Below are 14,853 nucleotides of genomic sequence, written 5' to 3'. Positions count from 1 at the left end.
TAAGAGCTTTTCGTCTCAACCGAGGCGCGCATTCTACGCTTTCCTCAGAGCCTGTCAAGCGTTTATTTTGAAGTTTTTTGCGAGAAACTCGTTTAGCTTCAAACACTTGGCTCGCTGCGATCTCTCGTAGCGGGAGGCGAATCATACAGCACTTGGAAACGCTGTCAACCATCATCTCAACCGCTTTCGATCATTTGATCGTAGCCCTTTCAGCCTTTGCCTTCACTACTTAACTCGTTGAATTTCAAGGAGTTTTTCGTTCCGATGTCGCTGGAAGTGGGGCGCATTATAAGGGGATTCGAGAGGGCGTCAACCTTTAATTTCAATAAACTTTGATAGCGCTGAAAAACAAAGCGGGGAGGCCTGACGGCCTCCCCGCTTTTCATCTAGAGCACCCCAGCATCACGCAGACGCTGTACCTCGCCAGCATCCAGCCCCAACACTTCCCCCAGCACCACTTCGGTATGCTCGCCCAGCAGTGGTGGCGCCCGGCGATACTCCACTGGCGTCTCCGACAACCGTATCGGGCTCGCAACTTGCGGCACACTACCCGCCAATGGATGCGGGATATTCAACGCCAACCCGCGCGCCAGCACCTGGGGGTCCTGGAACATCTGCGCCAGGTTATTGATAGGCCCACATGGCACTCCTGCAGCCTCCAACTGGGCCACCCACTCAGCCGTGGTCTTGAACACCGTAGCCTGGCGAATCAAAGGTATCAGCTCAGCCCGGTTGGCGACCCGCAGCTTATTGGTAACGAACCGAGGGTCCTCCGCCCATTGCGGCTGCCCGGCCACCTCAGCGAACTTGCGGAACTGGCTGTCATTACCGACGGTAAGAATGAAATCACCATCTGCCGTCGGAAAGTCCTGGTAAGGGACTATATTAGGATGCGCATTACCCAGCCGACGGGGAGGGGTGCCCGTGGTCAGGTAGTTCATCGCCTGGTTCGCCAGACAGGCCACCTGCACATCAAGCAATGCCATGTCGACATGCTGGCCGACCCCTGTCTGATCCCGATGGGCGAGGGCAGCCAGCATGGCGACCGCGGAATACAACCCGGTCAGAATATCGGTAAGCGCCACACCCACCTTGACCGGCCCTGCGCCTTCTTCACCCTCCGGACGGCCGGTCAGGCTCATCAGCCCACCCAACCCCTGGATCATGAAGTCATAGCCAGCGCGCTTGGCATAGGGCCCGGTCTGACCGAAGCCGGTAATGGAGCAATAGATGAGCTGCGGGTTTACCGCCTTGAGGCTCTGGTAGTCCAGGCCATAGGCAGCCAGCCCACCCACCTTGAAGTTCTCTATGACGATATCGCACTTCGCCGCCAGCTCCCGCACCAGCCGTCGCCCCTCCGGCTGGGTAAAGTCGATGGTCACTGAGCGCTTGTTGCGGTTGGCCGACAAGTAGTAAGCCGCCTCACTGGTGTCCTCACCTTCGACATCCTTGAGGAAAGGCGGCCCCCATGAGCGGGTATCGTCGCCACTGCCTGGGCGCTCGACCTTGATCACGTCGGCACCAAGGTCAGCCAGAATCTGACCAGACCACGGGCCGGCCAACACGCGCGAAAGGTCTAGCACCCGCAGATGTGATAGCGCGCCCATGGCTTGCTCCTTATTAATAGAACGCCTGGATACCAGTCTGCGCACGCCCCAGGATAAGTGCATGCACGTCGTGGGTACCTTCATAGGTGTTGACCACCTCCAGGTTAACCAGGTGGCGGGCCACACCAAACTCGTCGGAGATGCCATTGCCGCCCAGCATGTCACGCGCCATACGGGCGATATCCAGCGCCTTGCCGCAGGAATTGCGCTTCATGATGGAGGTGATTTCCACCGCAGCCGTCCCTTCATCCTTCATGCGCCCCAGACGCAGGCAGCCCTGCAGCGCCAGGGTGATTTCGGTCTGCATGTCGGCCAGCTTCTTCTGTATCAACTGGTTGGCGGCCAGTGGACGACCAAACTGCTGACGATCCAGGGTGTATTGGCGGGCGGTGTGCCAGCAGGCTTCAGCGGCACCCAGCGCACCCCACGAAATACCATAGCGAGCCGAATTCAGGCAGGTGAACGGGCCCTTGAGGCCACGCACGTCCGGGAAGATGTTCTCTTCTGGCACGAACACATTGTCCATGACGATTTCGCCAGTGATCGAGGCGCGCAGGCCAACCTTGCCATGAATTGCCGGGGCACTCAGGCCTTGCCAGCCTTTTTCCAGTACAAAGCCACGGATATCGCCCGCATCATCCTTGGCCCACACCACGAACACATCGGCGATGGGGCTGTTGGTGATCCACATCTTGCTGCCGGTCAGCCGGTAGCCACCGTCGACCTTTCTCGCCCGGGTAATCATCGAGCCAGGATCGGAGCCATGGTTAGGCTCGGTCAAACCGAAGCAACCGATCCACTCGCCACTGGCAAGCTTGGGGAGGTACTTCTGCTTTTGAGCTTCGGTGCCAAATTCGTTGATCGGCACCATCACCAGCGACGACTGCACACTCATCATCGAGCGGTAACCCGAGTCGATGCGTTCCACTTCGCGAGCAATAAGGCCGTAGCACACATAGTTCAGGCCGCTGCCACCGTATTGCTCGGGGATGGTTGCACCCAACAGGCCGACTTCACCCATCTCGCGGAAGATCGCGGGGTCGGTCTGCTCGTGACGGAAGGCCTCGAGCACACGCGGCGCCAGCTTGTCCTGGGCGAACTGATAAGCGCTGTCACGCACCATGCGCTCTTCTTCAGTGAGCTGCTGATCCAGCAGCAACGGGTCGATCCAGTTGAAGCTTGCTTTACCGGCCATGAGCGAATCCTCGAAATAGGGGTCAGTTTCTTGTGCCTTTGAGCCTAGGCCTGATCGGCTGCGGGGACAAACGAGGATTGCGCACCGATTAGTGATATTTTGTCACTCCGTAAATCGGCAAAACGCCTTATTGACAGCCTTACAAGTGAGGTTGACGTACATGCGCCGTAAGATCCCCAGTACCGCCGCCCTGATTTGCTTCGAGGCGGCAGCCCGTAACGAGAGCTTTACCAAGGCTGCCCAGGAACTCGCGCTGACCCAGGGTGCTGTCTGTCGGCAGATCGGCGGCCTGGAAGCGTTCCTTAATGTGGAACTGTTCCGTCGCTCGCGCCGCGGCGTAAGGCTGACCGAAGCCGGCCTGTCCTACAGTCGCCAGGTGGCGGCCCAACTGGACGCTGTGGAGCGCGATACCTTGTCGGTAATGCGCCAGCAAGGCGCCAATGTGATCGAGCTGGCGGTAGTTCCGACGTTTGGCACTCAATGGCTGCTACCACGGCTCAAGGACTTCCAGCAGCGCCACCCGGAGGTCACAGTCAACCTCACCAACCGCACCCGGCCATTCCTGTTTGCCGACACTACCTTCGATGCCGCCATCTATTTTGGTGATGCGGACTGGTCAGGCACCCAGTCGCACCAACTGATGGGTGAAAACCCGGTACCTGTGTGCAGCCCGGCGCTGCTGAACGGCCAAGGCATGCTCGAGGCACGCCACATCGCACAGCTACCACTGCTGCAACAGAGCACACGCCCGTATGCCTGGCGGCAGTGGTTCGGCAGTGTGGGCATGAATGTGGAGCGCGACATGACAGGCCCGCGCTATGAACTATTCTCGATGCTCGCCCAGGCGGCCATGCACGATATGGGCATTGCCCTGATACCACCGTTCCTGATCCAGCGAGAGTTGGAGGAGGGAAGGCTAGTGGTCGCTAACAGGCATGCCCTGAGTAGCGACAAGGCCTACTATCTGATGATTCCAGAGCGCAAGGTGGAGTCGGCGTCGCTACGCGCCTTTCGCGACTGGCTGGTAAGCCAGGCTCAGGCCTACATAAATAGCTCAGGGACAAACGCGATAAATTGACCCTGTAGTCAATTATTTTAAACACCTACAGATGTATGTATCTGTCGCATATTCGCAAACTGTAACGCAAGCACAAAAACACCCTTTAACCGTGCTCAGTACGCGGCTTTGCGGGTTATTTTGCGACATCCAACTAGTCGTAAGCGAATTGGCCGCTTTTTTTTTGATTTTTTCTCCTAATCTGCCAATGGCGCATGTTTGACGGGCTGCAACCCTATTGCTGCGACAAGCGGTCACAGGGTGACTTGTAGTTTTGACTTCGTTTCGCTCCAGAACCGGTTGAAGGCCTTCGGGTTCGTCTGCAAAATGCTTCGCCCCGCCCGGGATCCGGCGGGTTGGCGCTCCACAGCCGCCCCAGCGCACCATCCGAAGTGTGTTGGCTTCTACAAAGACAAAAGGTCACCGCAGGAGAAATAGTCGTGCACATTGGTGTTCCTCTCGAGACGCAGACCGGTGAGACAAGGGTCGCTGCGACCCCCGAAACCATCAAGAAACTGATTGGCCAGGGCCATCAGGTCACCGTTCAACGGGGGGCAGGGCTCAACGCCGCCATTCCGGACAGTGCCTATGAAGCCGTGGGTGCTTCCCTTGGGAGCGCCGCCGATGCCTACGGCGCCCAATTGGTACTCAAAGTGGTCGCCCCCAACGACCAGGAACTGGCCCTGATCAACAGCGGCAGCCTTCTGGTGGGCATGCTCAACCCCTTCAACGGTGAACTGATCGGCAAGATGGCCGAACGCGGCATTACCGCCTTCGCCCTGGAAGCCGCGCCGCGAACCTCGCGGGCGCAGAGCCTGGACGTGCTGTCGTCGCAGGCCAACATCGCCGGCTACAAGGCCGTGTTGCTGGCAGCCCATCACTACCCACGCTTCATGCCAATGCTGATGACCGCTGCCGGTACCGTTAAGGCCGCCCGAGTGCTGGTACTGGGCGCCGGCGTTGCCGGCTTGCAGGCCATCGCCACAGCCAAGCGCCTGGGTGCGGTGATCGAAGCATCCGACGTTCGCCCGGCAGTGAAAGAGCAGATCGAATCTCTGGGTGCAAAATTCATCGACGTGCCATACGAGACCGACGAGGAGCGAGAATGCGCCGAAGGTGTTGGCGGCTATGCCCGACCAATGCCGGCCAGTTGGATGCAGCGCCAGGCACAGGCCGTGCACGAGCGCGCCAAGCAGGCGGATATCGTCATCACCACCGCACTGATCCCCGGGCGCAAGGCGCCGACCCTGCTAAGCGCCGAAACCGTGGCGCAGATGAAGCCGGGCTCGGTGGTCATCGACCTGGCTGCAGCCCAAGGCGGCAACTGCCCGCTGACCGTCGCAGACCAGGTGGTGCAGGAGAATGGCGTGATCATCGTCGGCCCGACCAACCTGCCGGCCCAGGTGAGTGCCGATGCCTCGGCACTGTACGCACGCAACCTGCTGGACTTCATGAAGCTGCTGTTCGACAAGGATGGCGCGCTGATCATCAACCTCGAAGACGACATCGTCGCGGCCTGCCTGATGTGCCGTGATGGTCAGGTCGTCCGCAAAAACGGCTAAGGAGCACGACAATGGAAGACATGCTGATTTCCCACGGCATCTACAACCTGATCATTTTCGTGCTGGCCATCTATGTGGGCTACCACGTGGTGTGGAACGTCACCCCGGCGCTGCACACCCCACTGATGGCGGTCACCAATGCCATCTCGGCAATCGTCATCGTCGGCGCCATGCTGGCCGCGGCCCTGACCGTGACCCCGGCCGGCAAGCTGATGGGCACCCTGGCCGTGGCCCTTGCCGCAGTCAACGTGTTCGGTGGCTTCCTGGTCACCCGCCGCATGCTTGAAATGTTCAAGAAGAAAACCAAGAACGAGGCGAAGAAGTAAGCATGAGCATGAATCTGGTAACGCTCCTCTACCTCGTCGCCTCGGTGTGCTTCATCCAGGCGCTCAAGGGCCTGTCGCACCCGACTACCTCGCGGCGCGGCAATCTGTTCGGCATGATCGGCATGGGGCTCGCCATCCTCACTACGGTTGGCCTAATTTATAAGCTTGGGGCTGAACTTGCCACAGCCGGTATCGGCTATGTCATCGTCGGCCTGCTGGTCGGCGGCACCGCCGGTTCGATCATGGCCAAGCGCGTCGAAATGACCAAAATGCCCGAACTGGTCGCTTTCATGCACAGCATGATCGGCCTGGCCGCGGTGTTCATTGCCATCGCCGCCGTGCTGGAGCCACAGTCGATGGGCATTGTGGCTGCCATCAGCGATCCGATCCCCACCGGTAACCGCCTGGAACTGTTCCTCGGCGCCGCCATTGGTGCCATTACCTTCTCCGGTTCGGTGATCGCCTTTGGCAAGCTGTCGGGCAAGTACAAGTTCCGCCTGTTCCAGGGCGCACCGGTACAGTTCGCGGGCCAGCACAAACTGAACCTGATCCTTGGCCTGACCACCATCGCCCTGGGCCTGCTGTTCACTTTCACTGGCCACTACAGTGCCTTCACCCTGATGCTGGTCCTGGCCTTCATCATGGGTGTGCTGATCATTATTCCGATCGGCGGCGCCGACATGCCAGTGGTGGTGTCGATGCTCAACAGCTACTCGGGCTGGGCAGCGGCCGGCATCGGTTTCTCGCTGAACAACTCGATGCTGATCATCGCCGGTTCCCTGGTAGGTTCGTCCGGTGCCATCCTCTCGTACATCATGTGCAAGGCGATGAACCGTTCGTTCTTCAACGTCATCCTTGGCGGCTTCGGTGGCGATACCGACACTGGCGCGGCGCAAGGTTCGCAAGAACAGCGGCCGGTGAAGTCCGGTTCGGCTGACGATGCCACCTTCCTGCTCAGCAACGCCGACAGCGTGATCATCGTTCCGGGCTACGGCCTGGCGGTAGCCCGCGCACAACACGCGCTGAAAGAGCTGACCGAGAAGCTGACCCACAACGGCGTGACCGTGAAGTATGCGATTCACCCGGTGGCGGGCCGTATGCCCGGGCACATGAACGTACTGCTGGCCGAGGCTGAAGTGCCGTACGATCAGGTATTCGAAATGGAAGACATCAACGCCGAGTTCGGACAGGCCGACGTGGTGCTGGTACTGGGCGCCAACGACGTGGTCAACCCGGCGGCGAAGAACGACCCCAAGTCGCCAATCGCCGGCATGCCGATCCTCGAAGCGTTCAAGGCCAAGACCATCATCGTCAACAAGCGCTCGATGGCCAGCGGCTATGCCGGCCTGGACAACGAACTGTTCTATCTGGACAAGACCATGATGGTGTTCGGTGACGCCAAGAAGGTCATCGAGGACATGGTCAAGGCGGTGGAGTGACACCAGCCGCTGCAAACCAGCTGATATAAAGGAAGCCCCGGTCAGAATCTGCCGGGGCTTTTCTTTTATTGATCCGGATCAACGGCTCAAATACAAGGCTTCTCATACGACCATGGTCGTGGGACGGCAATGGGCGAAATCTCTAGACTGCGCTGCAGTAGTTTCAGTAGCCCGAGATAACAATCCATGTACCGTGATCGTATCCGCTTGTCCTCCCTGCACAGCAAGGTAATGAGTGCGGCTGATGCCGCTGGTCTGATCGAGGACGGCATGACTGTCGGCATGAGCGGCTTCACCCGCGCCGGCGAAGCCAAGGCCGTACCGCATGCATTGGCCGAACGTGCCAAGCAATCGCCACTGAAAATCAGCCTGATGACCGGCGCCAGCCTGGGCAATGACCTGGACAAACAACTGACCGAGGCCGGTGTGTTGGCCCGCCGCATGCCGTTCCAGGTCGACAGCACCCTGCGCAAAGCCATCAATGACGGCCAGGTGATGTTCATTGACCAGCACCTGTCGGAAACCGTCGAGCAACTGCGCAACCAGCAGCTGAAGCTGCCGGACATCGCGGTCATCGAAGCCGTGGCCATCACCGAGCAAGGCCACATCGTGCCAACCACTTCGGTGGGCAACTCGGCCAGCTTCGCGATCTTCGCCAAGCAGGTGATTGTGGAGATCAACCTCTCGCACAACACCAACCTCGAAGGCCTGCACGACATCTATATCCCAACCTACCGCCCGACTCGCACGCCAATCCCGCTGGTCAAGGTAGACGACCGTATCGGCAGCACCGCGATCCCGATCGATCCGGCCAAGATCGTCGGTATCGTCATCAGCGACCAGCCGGACTCGCCGTCCACTGTGCTGCCGCCAGATGATGAAACACAGGGCATCGCCGACCACCTGATCAACTTCCTCAAGAAGGAAGTGGATGCAGGCCGTATGACCAACAAGCTCGGCCCACTGCAAGCCGGCATTGGCAGCATTGCCAATGCGGTGATGTGCGGCCTGATCGAGTCGCCGTTCGAAGACCTGACCATGTACTCCGAAGTGCTGCAGGACTCCACCTTCGACCTGATCGATGCCGGCAAGCTTAGCTTCGCATCCGGCAGCTCGATCACCCTGTCGACGCGCCGCAATGCCGATGTGTTCGGCAACCTGGAGCGCTACAAGGACAAGCTGGTGCTACGCCCGCAGGAAATCTCCAACCACCCGGAAGTAGTGCGTCGCCTGGGCATCATCGGTATCAACACCGCACTGGAGTTCGATATCTACGGCAACGTCAACTCCACCCACGTCTGTGGCACCAGGATGATGAACGGCATCGGTGGCTCCGGCGACTTCGCCCGTAACGCCCACCTGGCAGTGTTCGTCACCAAGTCGATTGCCAAAGGCGGGGCGATTTCCAGCGTGGTGCCAATGGTCAGCCATGTCGACCACACCGAGCACGACGTGGACATCCTGGTCACCGAGCAGGGCTTGGCGGACCTGCGTGGCCTGGCGCCGCGCGAACGGGCGCGAGCGATCATCGACAACTGTGTGCACCCAGACTATCGCGCTGCGCTGAACGACTACTTCGACCGCGCCTGCCAGCGTGGCGGCCATACCCCGCACATCCTGCGCGAAGCCCTGAGCTGGCACGAAAACCTGGAAGAAACCGGGCGCATGCTGGCCAGCTGATCCGGATGTGGTACGGAACGGCGGCCCTGCTTCCGCTGTTCCGGCCTCTTCGCGGGCTTGCCCGCGAATGGGCCATAACAGTCAAACCCTTCTATCACGACGCCACTCCTCTACTAGCAGCATAATCTGTACTACTGTACTGGTTCTTTCAGACCTTCCCGACTGACAAATCCCCTTCTTCGAATCAAAACGCACCAAATAAGTGCGGACCAGTACAGTTACGCCTATTTCGAGTGCAACAGTAGGGTTACACAGTTAACTGAGCCATCGTCTTTCCACTGAACTGTATCTACTGTTATGGACGACAGAGGAGGATCATTGGCATCAGTTAAATCACTACCTAATGCCGCCATAAGCGGAAGGATGAAGCATCATGGAACGTACCCTCAGTTCCGGTCTGGTTTTTGAAAGCAACGCCCAGCAATCCAACACTTCGCTGCCACTGCGCGCATTGTCGACCCTGCTGCTGTGGCAGCGCCGTATGACCAGCCGTCGTCAACTGGCTCGCCTGGACTCCCGCCTGCTGGCAGACGCCGGTATCAGCGAGTCGCAGCGTTACGAAGAGCTGAGCAAGCCTTTCTGGCGCTAAGCTCCCGGCTTGCCGGCTTCGCCGGCACCGTGAATTCCTCAAACCCGTTGCAGGTGACTGCAGCGGGTTTTTTATTGCCCGAGAGACGCGCAGTCGCGTGCTTCAGATTGCGACCAGTACAGTTTTACAAAAATTAAAATTCGCCTTAACAGTTGTCTGGCACAGCAGTCGTTGTCATCTCTACGCAGCACTGCGTGATACGCTTGGCCTAACCGTCTGCTAGAACCCGTTGATGAAAACGTACCGTGACGAGCCCTGCAAACGTCCGATACAGCAGAACCAACCTGACCTACCCAGGAGTCCACATCATGAACCGTAAACACCTGCTTGGCGCCGCCCTGCTGCTTGGCCTGGCTGGCACTGCCAATGCCACCAGTTTCGTTGTCACCACCGACGCGGTAGTGGGCGCCGTTGCTGCCTCCACCGACGCCACATCCGACGTGAGCTCTTCCTTCCGCGACGACAAGATTGTCCAGGCAGCCCGCGATGACGCAGCCAGCTTCGTCGGCACTCAGGGCGCTATCCGCGGCGCCCGACTGGAAAGCGCCTTTGTGCACATCCGTTCGAACATGCCGGCCCTGCAAGCCAGCGATGCACAGCTGGCCCAGGCCATCCTGGCACTCTGATACGCGCCATGCACAACAGGTGCGTTGGCTTCGGCCCTCGCACCTGAGGTAGGCTTCGCCGTTCATTTTTCCAGCCTTCAAGAAAGCTCATGCGTTATCTGTTGCCATTGCTGTTCGCCGCCGCAGGCATGGCCAGCGCCCATGCCATGGATACCACCACACAAAGCCTGGTCATCACCGGCTATGTCACCAGCCAGGTCACAGTCGCACCATTCGATCGCAAACTGCTTACACAGGCCCGCGACGATGCCGCCGCATTCGTTGCCAGCGACGGGCTGATCCGTGGTGCACGCTTGGAAGCCGCCCTGGAATCATTACGCCACAATTGCGCACGGCACGCCGTCGGCGATCTGGAACTGGCGCAGGCAATTCTCGTCCAATAACTACATCTGACTCCCTGTATTTTTCGGAGATGCTCCATGCGCAAACCGCTGATTGCCGCTTCCCTCGGCATGCTGCTGCTGGCCGACCTGGCCCAGGCACAGACCCTGGTGGCCACCAGCAACATCATCGTGCGTGCCTTTGGCCGTTCGATCGACTTCACCTCAGACACCACCACCTCGATCCGCGACTCCAAAGTGGTGCGCGAAGCCCACGACGACGCTGCAAGCTTCGTCGCCAGCAACGGTGACATCCGCGGCGTACAACTCGAGGCGGCCTTCAATACCCTGCGCGAGCGAGTACCGGAAGCGCGCGGCGCCAGCGACCAGGTATTGGCTGAAGCCATACTCGCACTGTGAAGCGCGTGCGTGCCTGGCTGCTTGGCTGCGCCCTGACGCTGCTCGGCACGCCCGCCTTGGCCGACCTGCAGCTTGAGCTGCAGGCGTCCGGCCTCGACCCACAACAAACAAAAGCCTCCCAAGCCCTGCTCGACGAAGCCATGGGCAAGCTGCCACCGCGCTTCAAGCAACAGCTGGACCGCCGCGTGCGGGTCAGCTGGAGCGACAACATGCCTGCCGACGCCTATGGGCAGGCATCACTGATATCCACCCTCGAGCTCAACCGCCGCTTGCTGCCCAGCCTCGCCGATGGCAGCGCCGCCGCCGAGCGCACCGACCGCCCACATGGCACGGTGCGTGAAGAGCTGCTGGCCACCGTGCTGCACGAGCTCACCCATCTCTACGACCGTGCCCGCCTGTGGCCCAGCGCCGAAAATGCGCTGATTGCACGCTGCAAACGCCAGCAAGGCACGCTGGGCAAGGTCGGCCTGCCGGAAGAATGCCGCGGGCAGGCCGAGCGCCGCTTCACCCTGAGCGACGACCCACGCCTGCTCGACCTGGCCGGGTGGCAGCAGTACGTGGGCCGACGAGGCGAGCGCGAACAGCACAATGGCCAATTCGTGCGCAGCCCCGACAGCTATGAGTTGAGCAGCCCCAAGGAATACATCGCGGTCAACATGGAGTATTTCCTCCTCGACCCGAGCTACAACTGCCGTCGCCCGGCGCTGTATCAGTACCTTCGCGAACACTTCGGCTGGGCACCCCAACAGGACACCTGTGCCAAGGGCCTGCCATTCATCAATGCCGGCAGCGACTTCGCCCGCCAGCCCCTAGGTGAAATAGACCCGGAAAGGGTCTACGAAGTGGACTATCTGCTGGCTGAAGCCAATCAGAACCTGGTCAGCCGCTGGGGGCACAGCATGCTGCGCCTGGTGATCTGCAAGCCGGGCCGCCCACGCGGACCAGACTGCCGCCTGGACCTCGATCAAAGCCTGGTGCTGTCGTACCGCGCCTTCGTCAACGACGTGCAACTGTCCAGCTGGGACGGCCTTGTCGGCAACTACCCGTCGAGGCTATTCGTGCTGCCGCTGGGCCAGGTGATCGACGAATACACCAAGACCGAGCTGCGCAGCCTGGCCTCGGTGCCCTTGAAGCTCAACCGCGACGAAATCGAGAACCTGGTGCGCCAGGCCGCCGAGATGCACTGGAGCTATGACGGCAACTACTGGTTCCTGTCCAACAACTGTGCCGTGGAGTCGTTGAAGCTGCTGCGCAGCGGCACCGCCAATCCACGCCTCAACGACCTGGACAGCATCATGCCCAACGGTTTGCTGGCCGTGCTCAAGGGCAGGGGACTGGCAGATACCAGCGTGCTTGATAACCCGCGCGAAGCGTTACGCCTGGGCTACCGCTTCGATTCTTACCGCGACCGGTACCAGGCCATGTTCGAGGTGCTGAGAAAGCAGTTACCAATCAAGCAAGCTCTGGTTGAAGACTGGCTGGCCCTCAATGCCGAGCAGCGCCGTAGCTGGTTCGCCAAGGCTGACCTGCGCACCAGCGCGGCACTGCTTCTGCTTGAACAGGCCAGCCTGCGCCGGCAGCTTCTGCTGGCCCAGGACGAGGTCAAGCAGCGTTACCTGAATGCCGCAGCCTTGAAGGATGGCAGCATCAACAAAGCCGATGCCACGCTCAAGCAAATGCTTGCCAACAGCGGTTTTCTCAGCCGCCCGGCAGAGTTGCTCGATTCCAAAGGCTACGGACTGCCGCAGCCAGAAGAGCGCAAGCACCTGGAGCAGGTGAGCAGAGAGCGCCAGGCACAGCTGTTGCGCTTGAGCACCAGCCTGGACAAAGAGGTGAGGGCGCTGCTGGAGCCGTCGCGAGCCAAGGAAATCGCAGCGGTCGAGGCCAACGTGAAGCAGATCGGCGAGCACTTGCGGGCGTTGCACAAGGCTGCTGGTGGCCTGCAGTTGTGATGTATGAAGGGCTGGCCCTTTCGCGGGCGAGCCCACGCCTACAGGCGCTCCTCATCTTCCGAGGGCAAATCCTCATCCAGATGCAGCCAAGGCAACCGGCTGCCTGCCCAGATATGTCGGTTGGCTCGTACCCGCTCAGGGTGATCCAGCGTCGCCACCGTCACATCGATCGTCTGCGGGCTATGCGTGGTCACCAGCGCCACATGCGCCCCACACTGCCCACAGAAGTAGCGGCTGCAACTGGCAGGCGCCACATAGCAGCTCGGCTCGCCCGTTAACCACTGGAACCCAGAACGGGGCAGGGTAAGCCAGGTGACCACCAGTCCACCGCTGACCCGCCTGCAGATCGAACAATGACAGTGGGCAATGTCCGTCAGGTTGCCCTCCAGCCGATAACGCAGGGCTCCACAATGGCAGCCACCTTCGGTTACATCCTGCATCACCTACCTCTCGTCACCTTTGCTTCAGCGAAAGCTGGCTGAAAGCTTGCCCTTTTAGGATAGCGCCCACTACCGGCACAAGACCGGTCAGCCAGGGCACCCGGTCAATACCGCGCCCGGCCCAATCAACAACAACAATGGTGATTCTGATGTATTCCTGTGCCCGCCTTTTCGTAGTCCCCCTCCGCATGCTCCCCGCACAGCGCCCTACGCGCTGATACGCCCGAATCGACTGTCCTTTCGCCGCGCCACGCCTGGAGTATTGCCATGCTGACCTTCCTCGGCTTTGCCATGGTCATCACGTTCATGTACCTGATCATGACCAAGCGCCTTTCGGCCTTGATCGCGCTGATTCTGGTACCGATCCTGTTCGCCCTGTTCGGTGGTTTTTCCGCCAAGATCGGCCCCATGATGCTAGAGGGCATCAGCAAGCTCGCACCTACCGGCGTGATGCTGATGTTCGCCATCCTCTATTTCGCCCTGATGATCGATTCCGGCCTGTTCGACCCGGCCGTTCGCAAGATCCTCAAGCTGGTCAAGGGCGATCCGCTGAAAGTCTCGGTCGGCACCGCTGTACTGGCCCTGGTGGTCTCGCTCGACGGTGACGGTGCCACCACCTACATGATCTGCTGCGCCGCCATGCTGCCGATGTACAGCCGCCTGGGCATGAGCCCGCGGATCATGGCCGGCCTGATCATCCTTGCCGGCGGCGTGATGAACATGACCCCATGGGGTGGGCCGACCGCGCGTGCTGCCAGCGCCCTGCACGTAGACCCGTCAGACATCTTCGTACCGATGATCCCGGCCATGTTGTTCGGTGTACTGGCGATCCTGGCCATTGCCTACATGTATGGCAAGCGTGAGCGTGCCCGCCTGGGCGAACTGCATCTGCCTACCGACGACATCGACCACAGCGAAATCACCGTCTCGCAGTACCCGGACGCACGCCGGCCCAAGCTGCTGTACTTCAACGGTGCCCTGACCGCTGCCCTGATGGTCGCGCTGATCGCCGGCCTGCTGCCGCTGCCAGTGCTGTTCATGATTGCCTTCAGTATCGCCATGATCGTCAACTACCCGTGCCTGCAACAGCAGAAGGACCGCATCGCCGCCCACGCCGGCAGCGTACTGGCCGTGACCGGGCTGATCTTCGCCGCCGGCATCTTCACCGGCATCCTGTCCGGCACCGGCATGGTCGACGCCATGTCCAAGAGCCTGCTGGCGGTCATCCCCGAAGCGCTGGGCCCATACCTGGCCGTAATCACCGCGATCGTGAGCATGCCGTTCACGTTCTTCATGTCCAACGATGCGTTCTACTACGGCGTGCTGCCGGTGCTGGCCGAAGCCGCCAGCCACTATGGCATCACCCCGGTGGAAATGGCCCGTGCGTCGATCGTCGGGCAGCCGGTACACCTGCTCAGCCCGCTGGTACCCTCCACCTACCTGCTGGTAGCCCTGGCCGGTATCGAGTTCGGCGATCATCAGCGCTTCACGCTCAAGTGGGCAGTGCTGGTATGCCTGTGCATAATGCTCGGCGCACTGCTGATGGGGATTTTCCCGCTGTTCAGTAGTCTTTAATACATCCGTATCACGTACGCGACGCGCCCTGACCGGGGCGCGTTGCCATTACCGCTCGAAGGAAA

At 60.3% G+C, this 14,853-nt stretch carries 14 protein-coding genes; 11 read left to right on the top strand and 3 right to left on the bottom strand.

Annotated features, from left to right (window positions below; all coding sequences use genetic code 11):
• Window positions 1–386: 386 nt before the first annotated feature.
• Together ACF8FB_RS05235 and ACF8FB_RS05230 are read right to left on the bottom strand one after the other, a co-directional pair.
• A complete protein-coding gene (locus tag ACF8FB_RS05235; RefSeq protein WP_392511093.1) occupies window positions 387–1,607 on the bottom strand; it encodes a CaiB/BaiF CoA transferase family protein in 1,221 nt (406 codons plus the stop codon).
• A gap of 13 nt (window positions 1,608–1,620) precedes the next feature.
• A complete protein-coding gene (locus ACF8FB_RS05230; RefSeq protein ID WP_003252907.1) occupies window positions 1,621–2,802 on the bottom strand; it encodes an acyl-CoA dehydrogenase in 1,182 nt (393 codons plus the stop codon).
• Between the two features lie 160 nt (window positions 2,803–2,962).
• Here ACF8FB_RS05230 and ACF8FB_RS05225 point away from each other — a divergent pair, with 160 nt between their 5' ends.
• The 10 genes from ACF8FB_RS05225 (at window position 2,963) to ACF8FB_RS05180 (ending at window position 12,773) form a co-directional block, all read left to right on the top strand.
• A complete protein-coding gene (locus tag ACF8FB_RS05225; RefSeq protein ID WP_392511092.1) occupies window positions 2,963–3,880 on the top strand; it encodes a LysR family transcriptional regulator in 918 nt (305 codons plus the stop codon).
• Between the two features lie 419 nt (window positions 3,881–4,299).
• Complete coding sequence (locus tag ACF8FB_RS05220; protein WP_020191551.1) at window positions 4,300–5,421, top strand: Re/Si-specific NAD(P)(+) transhydrogenase subunit alpha; 1,122 nt, start codon at window positions 4,300–4,302, stop codon at window positions 5,419–5,421.
• Window positions 5,422–5,432: 11 nt separating this feature from the next.
• On the top strand, window positions 5,433–5,747 hold the full coding sequence (locus ACF8FB_RS05215; RefSeq protein WP_003252914.1) for an NAD(P) transhydrogenase subunit alpha: 315 nt from the start codon (window positions 5,433–5,435) through the stop codon (window positions 5,745–5,747).
• Window positions 5,748–5,749: 2 nt separating this feature from the next.
• Window positions 5,750–7,186 carry an NAD(P)(+) transhydrogenase (Re/Si-specific) subunit beta gene (locus ACF8FB_RS05210; RefSeq protein WP_003252919.1) on the top strand — a complete coding sequence of 479 codons (1,437 nt, stop codon included), beginning with the start codon at window positions 5,750–5,752 and terminating at the stop codon, window positions 7,184–7,186.
• 186 nt (window positions 7,187–7,372) lie between these two features.
• Window positions 7,373–8,866: an acetyl-CoA hydrolase/transferase family protein gene (locus ACF8FB_RS05205; RefSeq protein WP_003252922.1), complete on the top strand. Its 1,494-nt coding sequence runs from the start codon at window positions 7,373–7,375 to the stop codon at window positions 8,864–8,866.
• A 373-nt stretch (window positions 8,867–9,239) separates the two neighbouring features.
• On the top strand, window positions 9,240–9,455 hold the full coding sequence (locus ACF8FB_RS05200) for a DUF1127 domain-containing protein (RefSeq protein WP_003252924.1): 216 nt from the start codon (window positions 9,240–9,242) through the stop codon (window positions 9,453–9,455).
• A gap of 308 nt (window positions 9,456–9,763) precedes the next feature.
• A complete protein-coding gene (locus ACF8FB_RS05195; RefSeq protein WP_014589278.1) occupies window positions 9,764–10,081 on the top strand; it encodes a DUF2388 domain-containing protein in 318 nt (105 codons plus the stop codon).
• Window positions 10,082–10,170: 89 nt separating this feature from the next.
• Window positions 10,171–10,464, top strand: coding sequence for a DUF2388 domain-containing protein (locus tag ACF8FB_RS05190; protein ID WP_010951544.1), 294 nt, complete (start codon window positions 10,171–10,173; stop codon window positions 10,462–10,464).
• A 36-nt stretch (window positions 10,465–10,500) separates the two neighbouring features.
• Window positions 10,501–10,821, top strand: a complete 321-nt coding sequence (locus ACF8FB_RS05185) for a DUF2388 domain-containing protein (RefSeq protein ID WP_003252932.1) — start codon at window positions 10,501–10,503, stop codon at window positions 10,819–10,821.
• Window positions 10,818–12,773: a DUF4105 domain-containing protein gene (locus ACF8FB_RS05180; RefSeq protein ID WP_392511091.1), complete on the top strand. Its 1,956-nt coding sequence runs from the start codon at window positions 10,818–10,820 to the stop codon at window positions 12,771–12,773. The genes ACF8FB_RS05185 and ACF8FB_RS05180 overlap by 4 nt, the downstream gene beginning before the upstream one ends.
• Before the next feature lie 38 nt (window positions 12,774–12,811).
• Here the strand turns inward: ACF8FB_RS05180 and ACF8FB_RS05175 are convergent, their stop codons facing one another.
• A complete protein-coding gene (locus ACF8FB_RS05175; protein WP_049588409.1) occupies window positions 12,812–13,213 on the bottom strand; it encodes a GFA family protein in 402 nt (133 codons plus the stop codon).
• Window positions 13,214–13,480: 267 nt separating this feature from the next.
• Between ACF8FB_RS05175 and ACF8FB_RS05170 the strand changes: the two genes are divergently transcribed.
• Window positions 13,481–14,788 carry a CitMHS family transporter gene (locus tag ACF8FB_RS05170; protein ID WP_010951541.1) on the top strand — a complete coding sequence of 436 codons (1,308 nt, stop codon included), beginning with the start codon at window positions 13,481–13,483 and terminating at the stop codon, window positions 14,786–14,788.
• The last annotated feature ends 65 nt before the right edge of the window (window positions 14,789–14,853 follow it).

It is taken from the genome of Pseudomonas sp. yb_2, assembly GCF_043103905.1.
Lineage (GTDB): Bacteria > Pseudomonadota > Gammaproteobacteria > Pseudomonadales > Pseudomonadaceae > Aquipseudomonas > Aquipseudomonas alloputida.
This window is presented reverse-complemented; position numbering and strand designations above follow the sequence as displayed.

Bases quoted from the DNA above. Each gene is read 5' to 3' on its own strand.
- ACF8FB_RS05205 (WP_003252922.1), top strand. From the start codon at position 7,373: ATGTACCGTGATCGTATCCGCTTGTCCTCCCTGCACAGCAAGGTAATG.
- ACF8FB_RS05195 (WP_014589278.1), top strand. From the start codon at position 9,764: ATGAACCGTAAACACCTGCTTGGCGCCGCCCTGCTGCTTGGCCTGGCT.
- ACF8FB_RS05215 (WP_003252914.1), top strand. From the start codon at position 5,433: ATGGAAGACATGCTGATTTCCCACGGCATCTACAACCTGATCATTTTC.
- ACF8FB_RS05190 (WP_010951544.1), top strand. From the start codon at position 10,171: ATGCGTTATCTGTTGCCATTGCTGTTCGCCGCCGCAGGCATGGCCAGC.
- ACF8FB_RS05235 (WP_392511093.1), bottom strand. From the start codon at position 1,607: ATGGGCGCGCTATCACATCTGCGGGTGCTAGACCTTTCGCGCGTGTTG.
- ACF8FB_RS05210 (WP_003252919.1), top strand. From the start codon at position 5,750: ATGAGCATGAATCTGGTAACGCTCCTCTACCTCGTCGCCTCGGTGTGC.
- ACF8FB_RS05200 (WP_003252924.1), top strand. From the start codon at position 9,240: ATGGAACGTACCCTCAGTTCCGGTCTGGTTTTTGAAAGCAACGCCCAG.
- ACF8FB_RS05170 (WP_010951541.1), top strand. From the start codon at position 13,481: ATGCTGACCTTCCTCGGCTTTGCCATGGTCATCACGTTCATGTACCTG.
- ACF8FB_RS05185 (WP_003252932.1), top strand. From the start codon at position 10,501: ATGCGCAAACCGCTGATTGCCGCTTCCCTCGGCATGCTGCTGCTGGCC.
- ACF8FB_RS05230 (WP_003252907.1), bottom strand. From the start codon at position 2,802: ATGGCCGGTAAAGCAAGCTTCAACTGGATCGACCCGTTGCTGCTGGAT.
- ACF8FB_RS05225 (WP_392511092.1), top strand. From the start codon at position 2,963: ATGCGCCGTAAGATCCCCAGTACCGCCGCCCTGATTTGCTTCGAGGCG.
- ACF8FB_RS05175 (WP_049588409.1), bottom strand. From the start codon at position 13,213: ATGCAGGATGTAACCGAAGGTGGCTGCCATTGTGGAGCCCTGCGTTAT.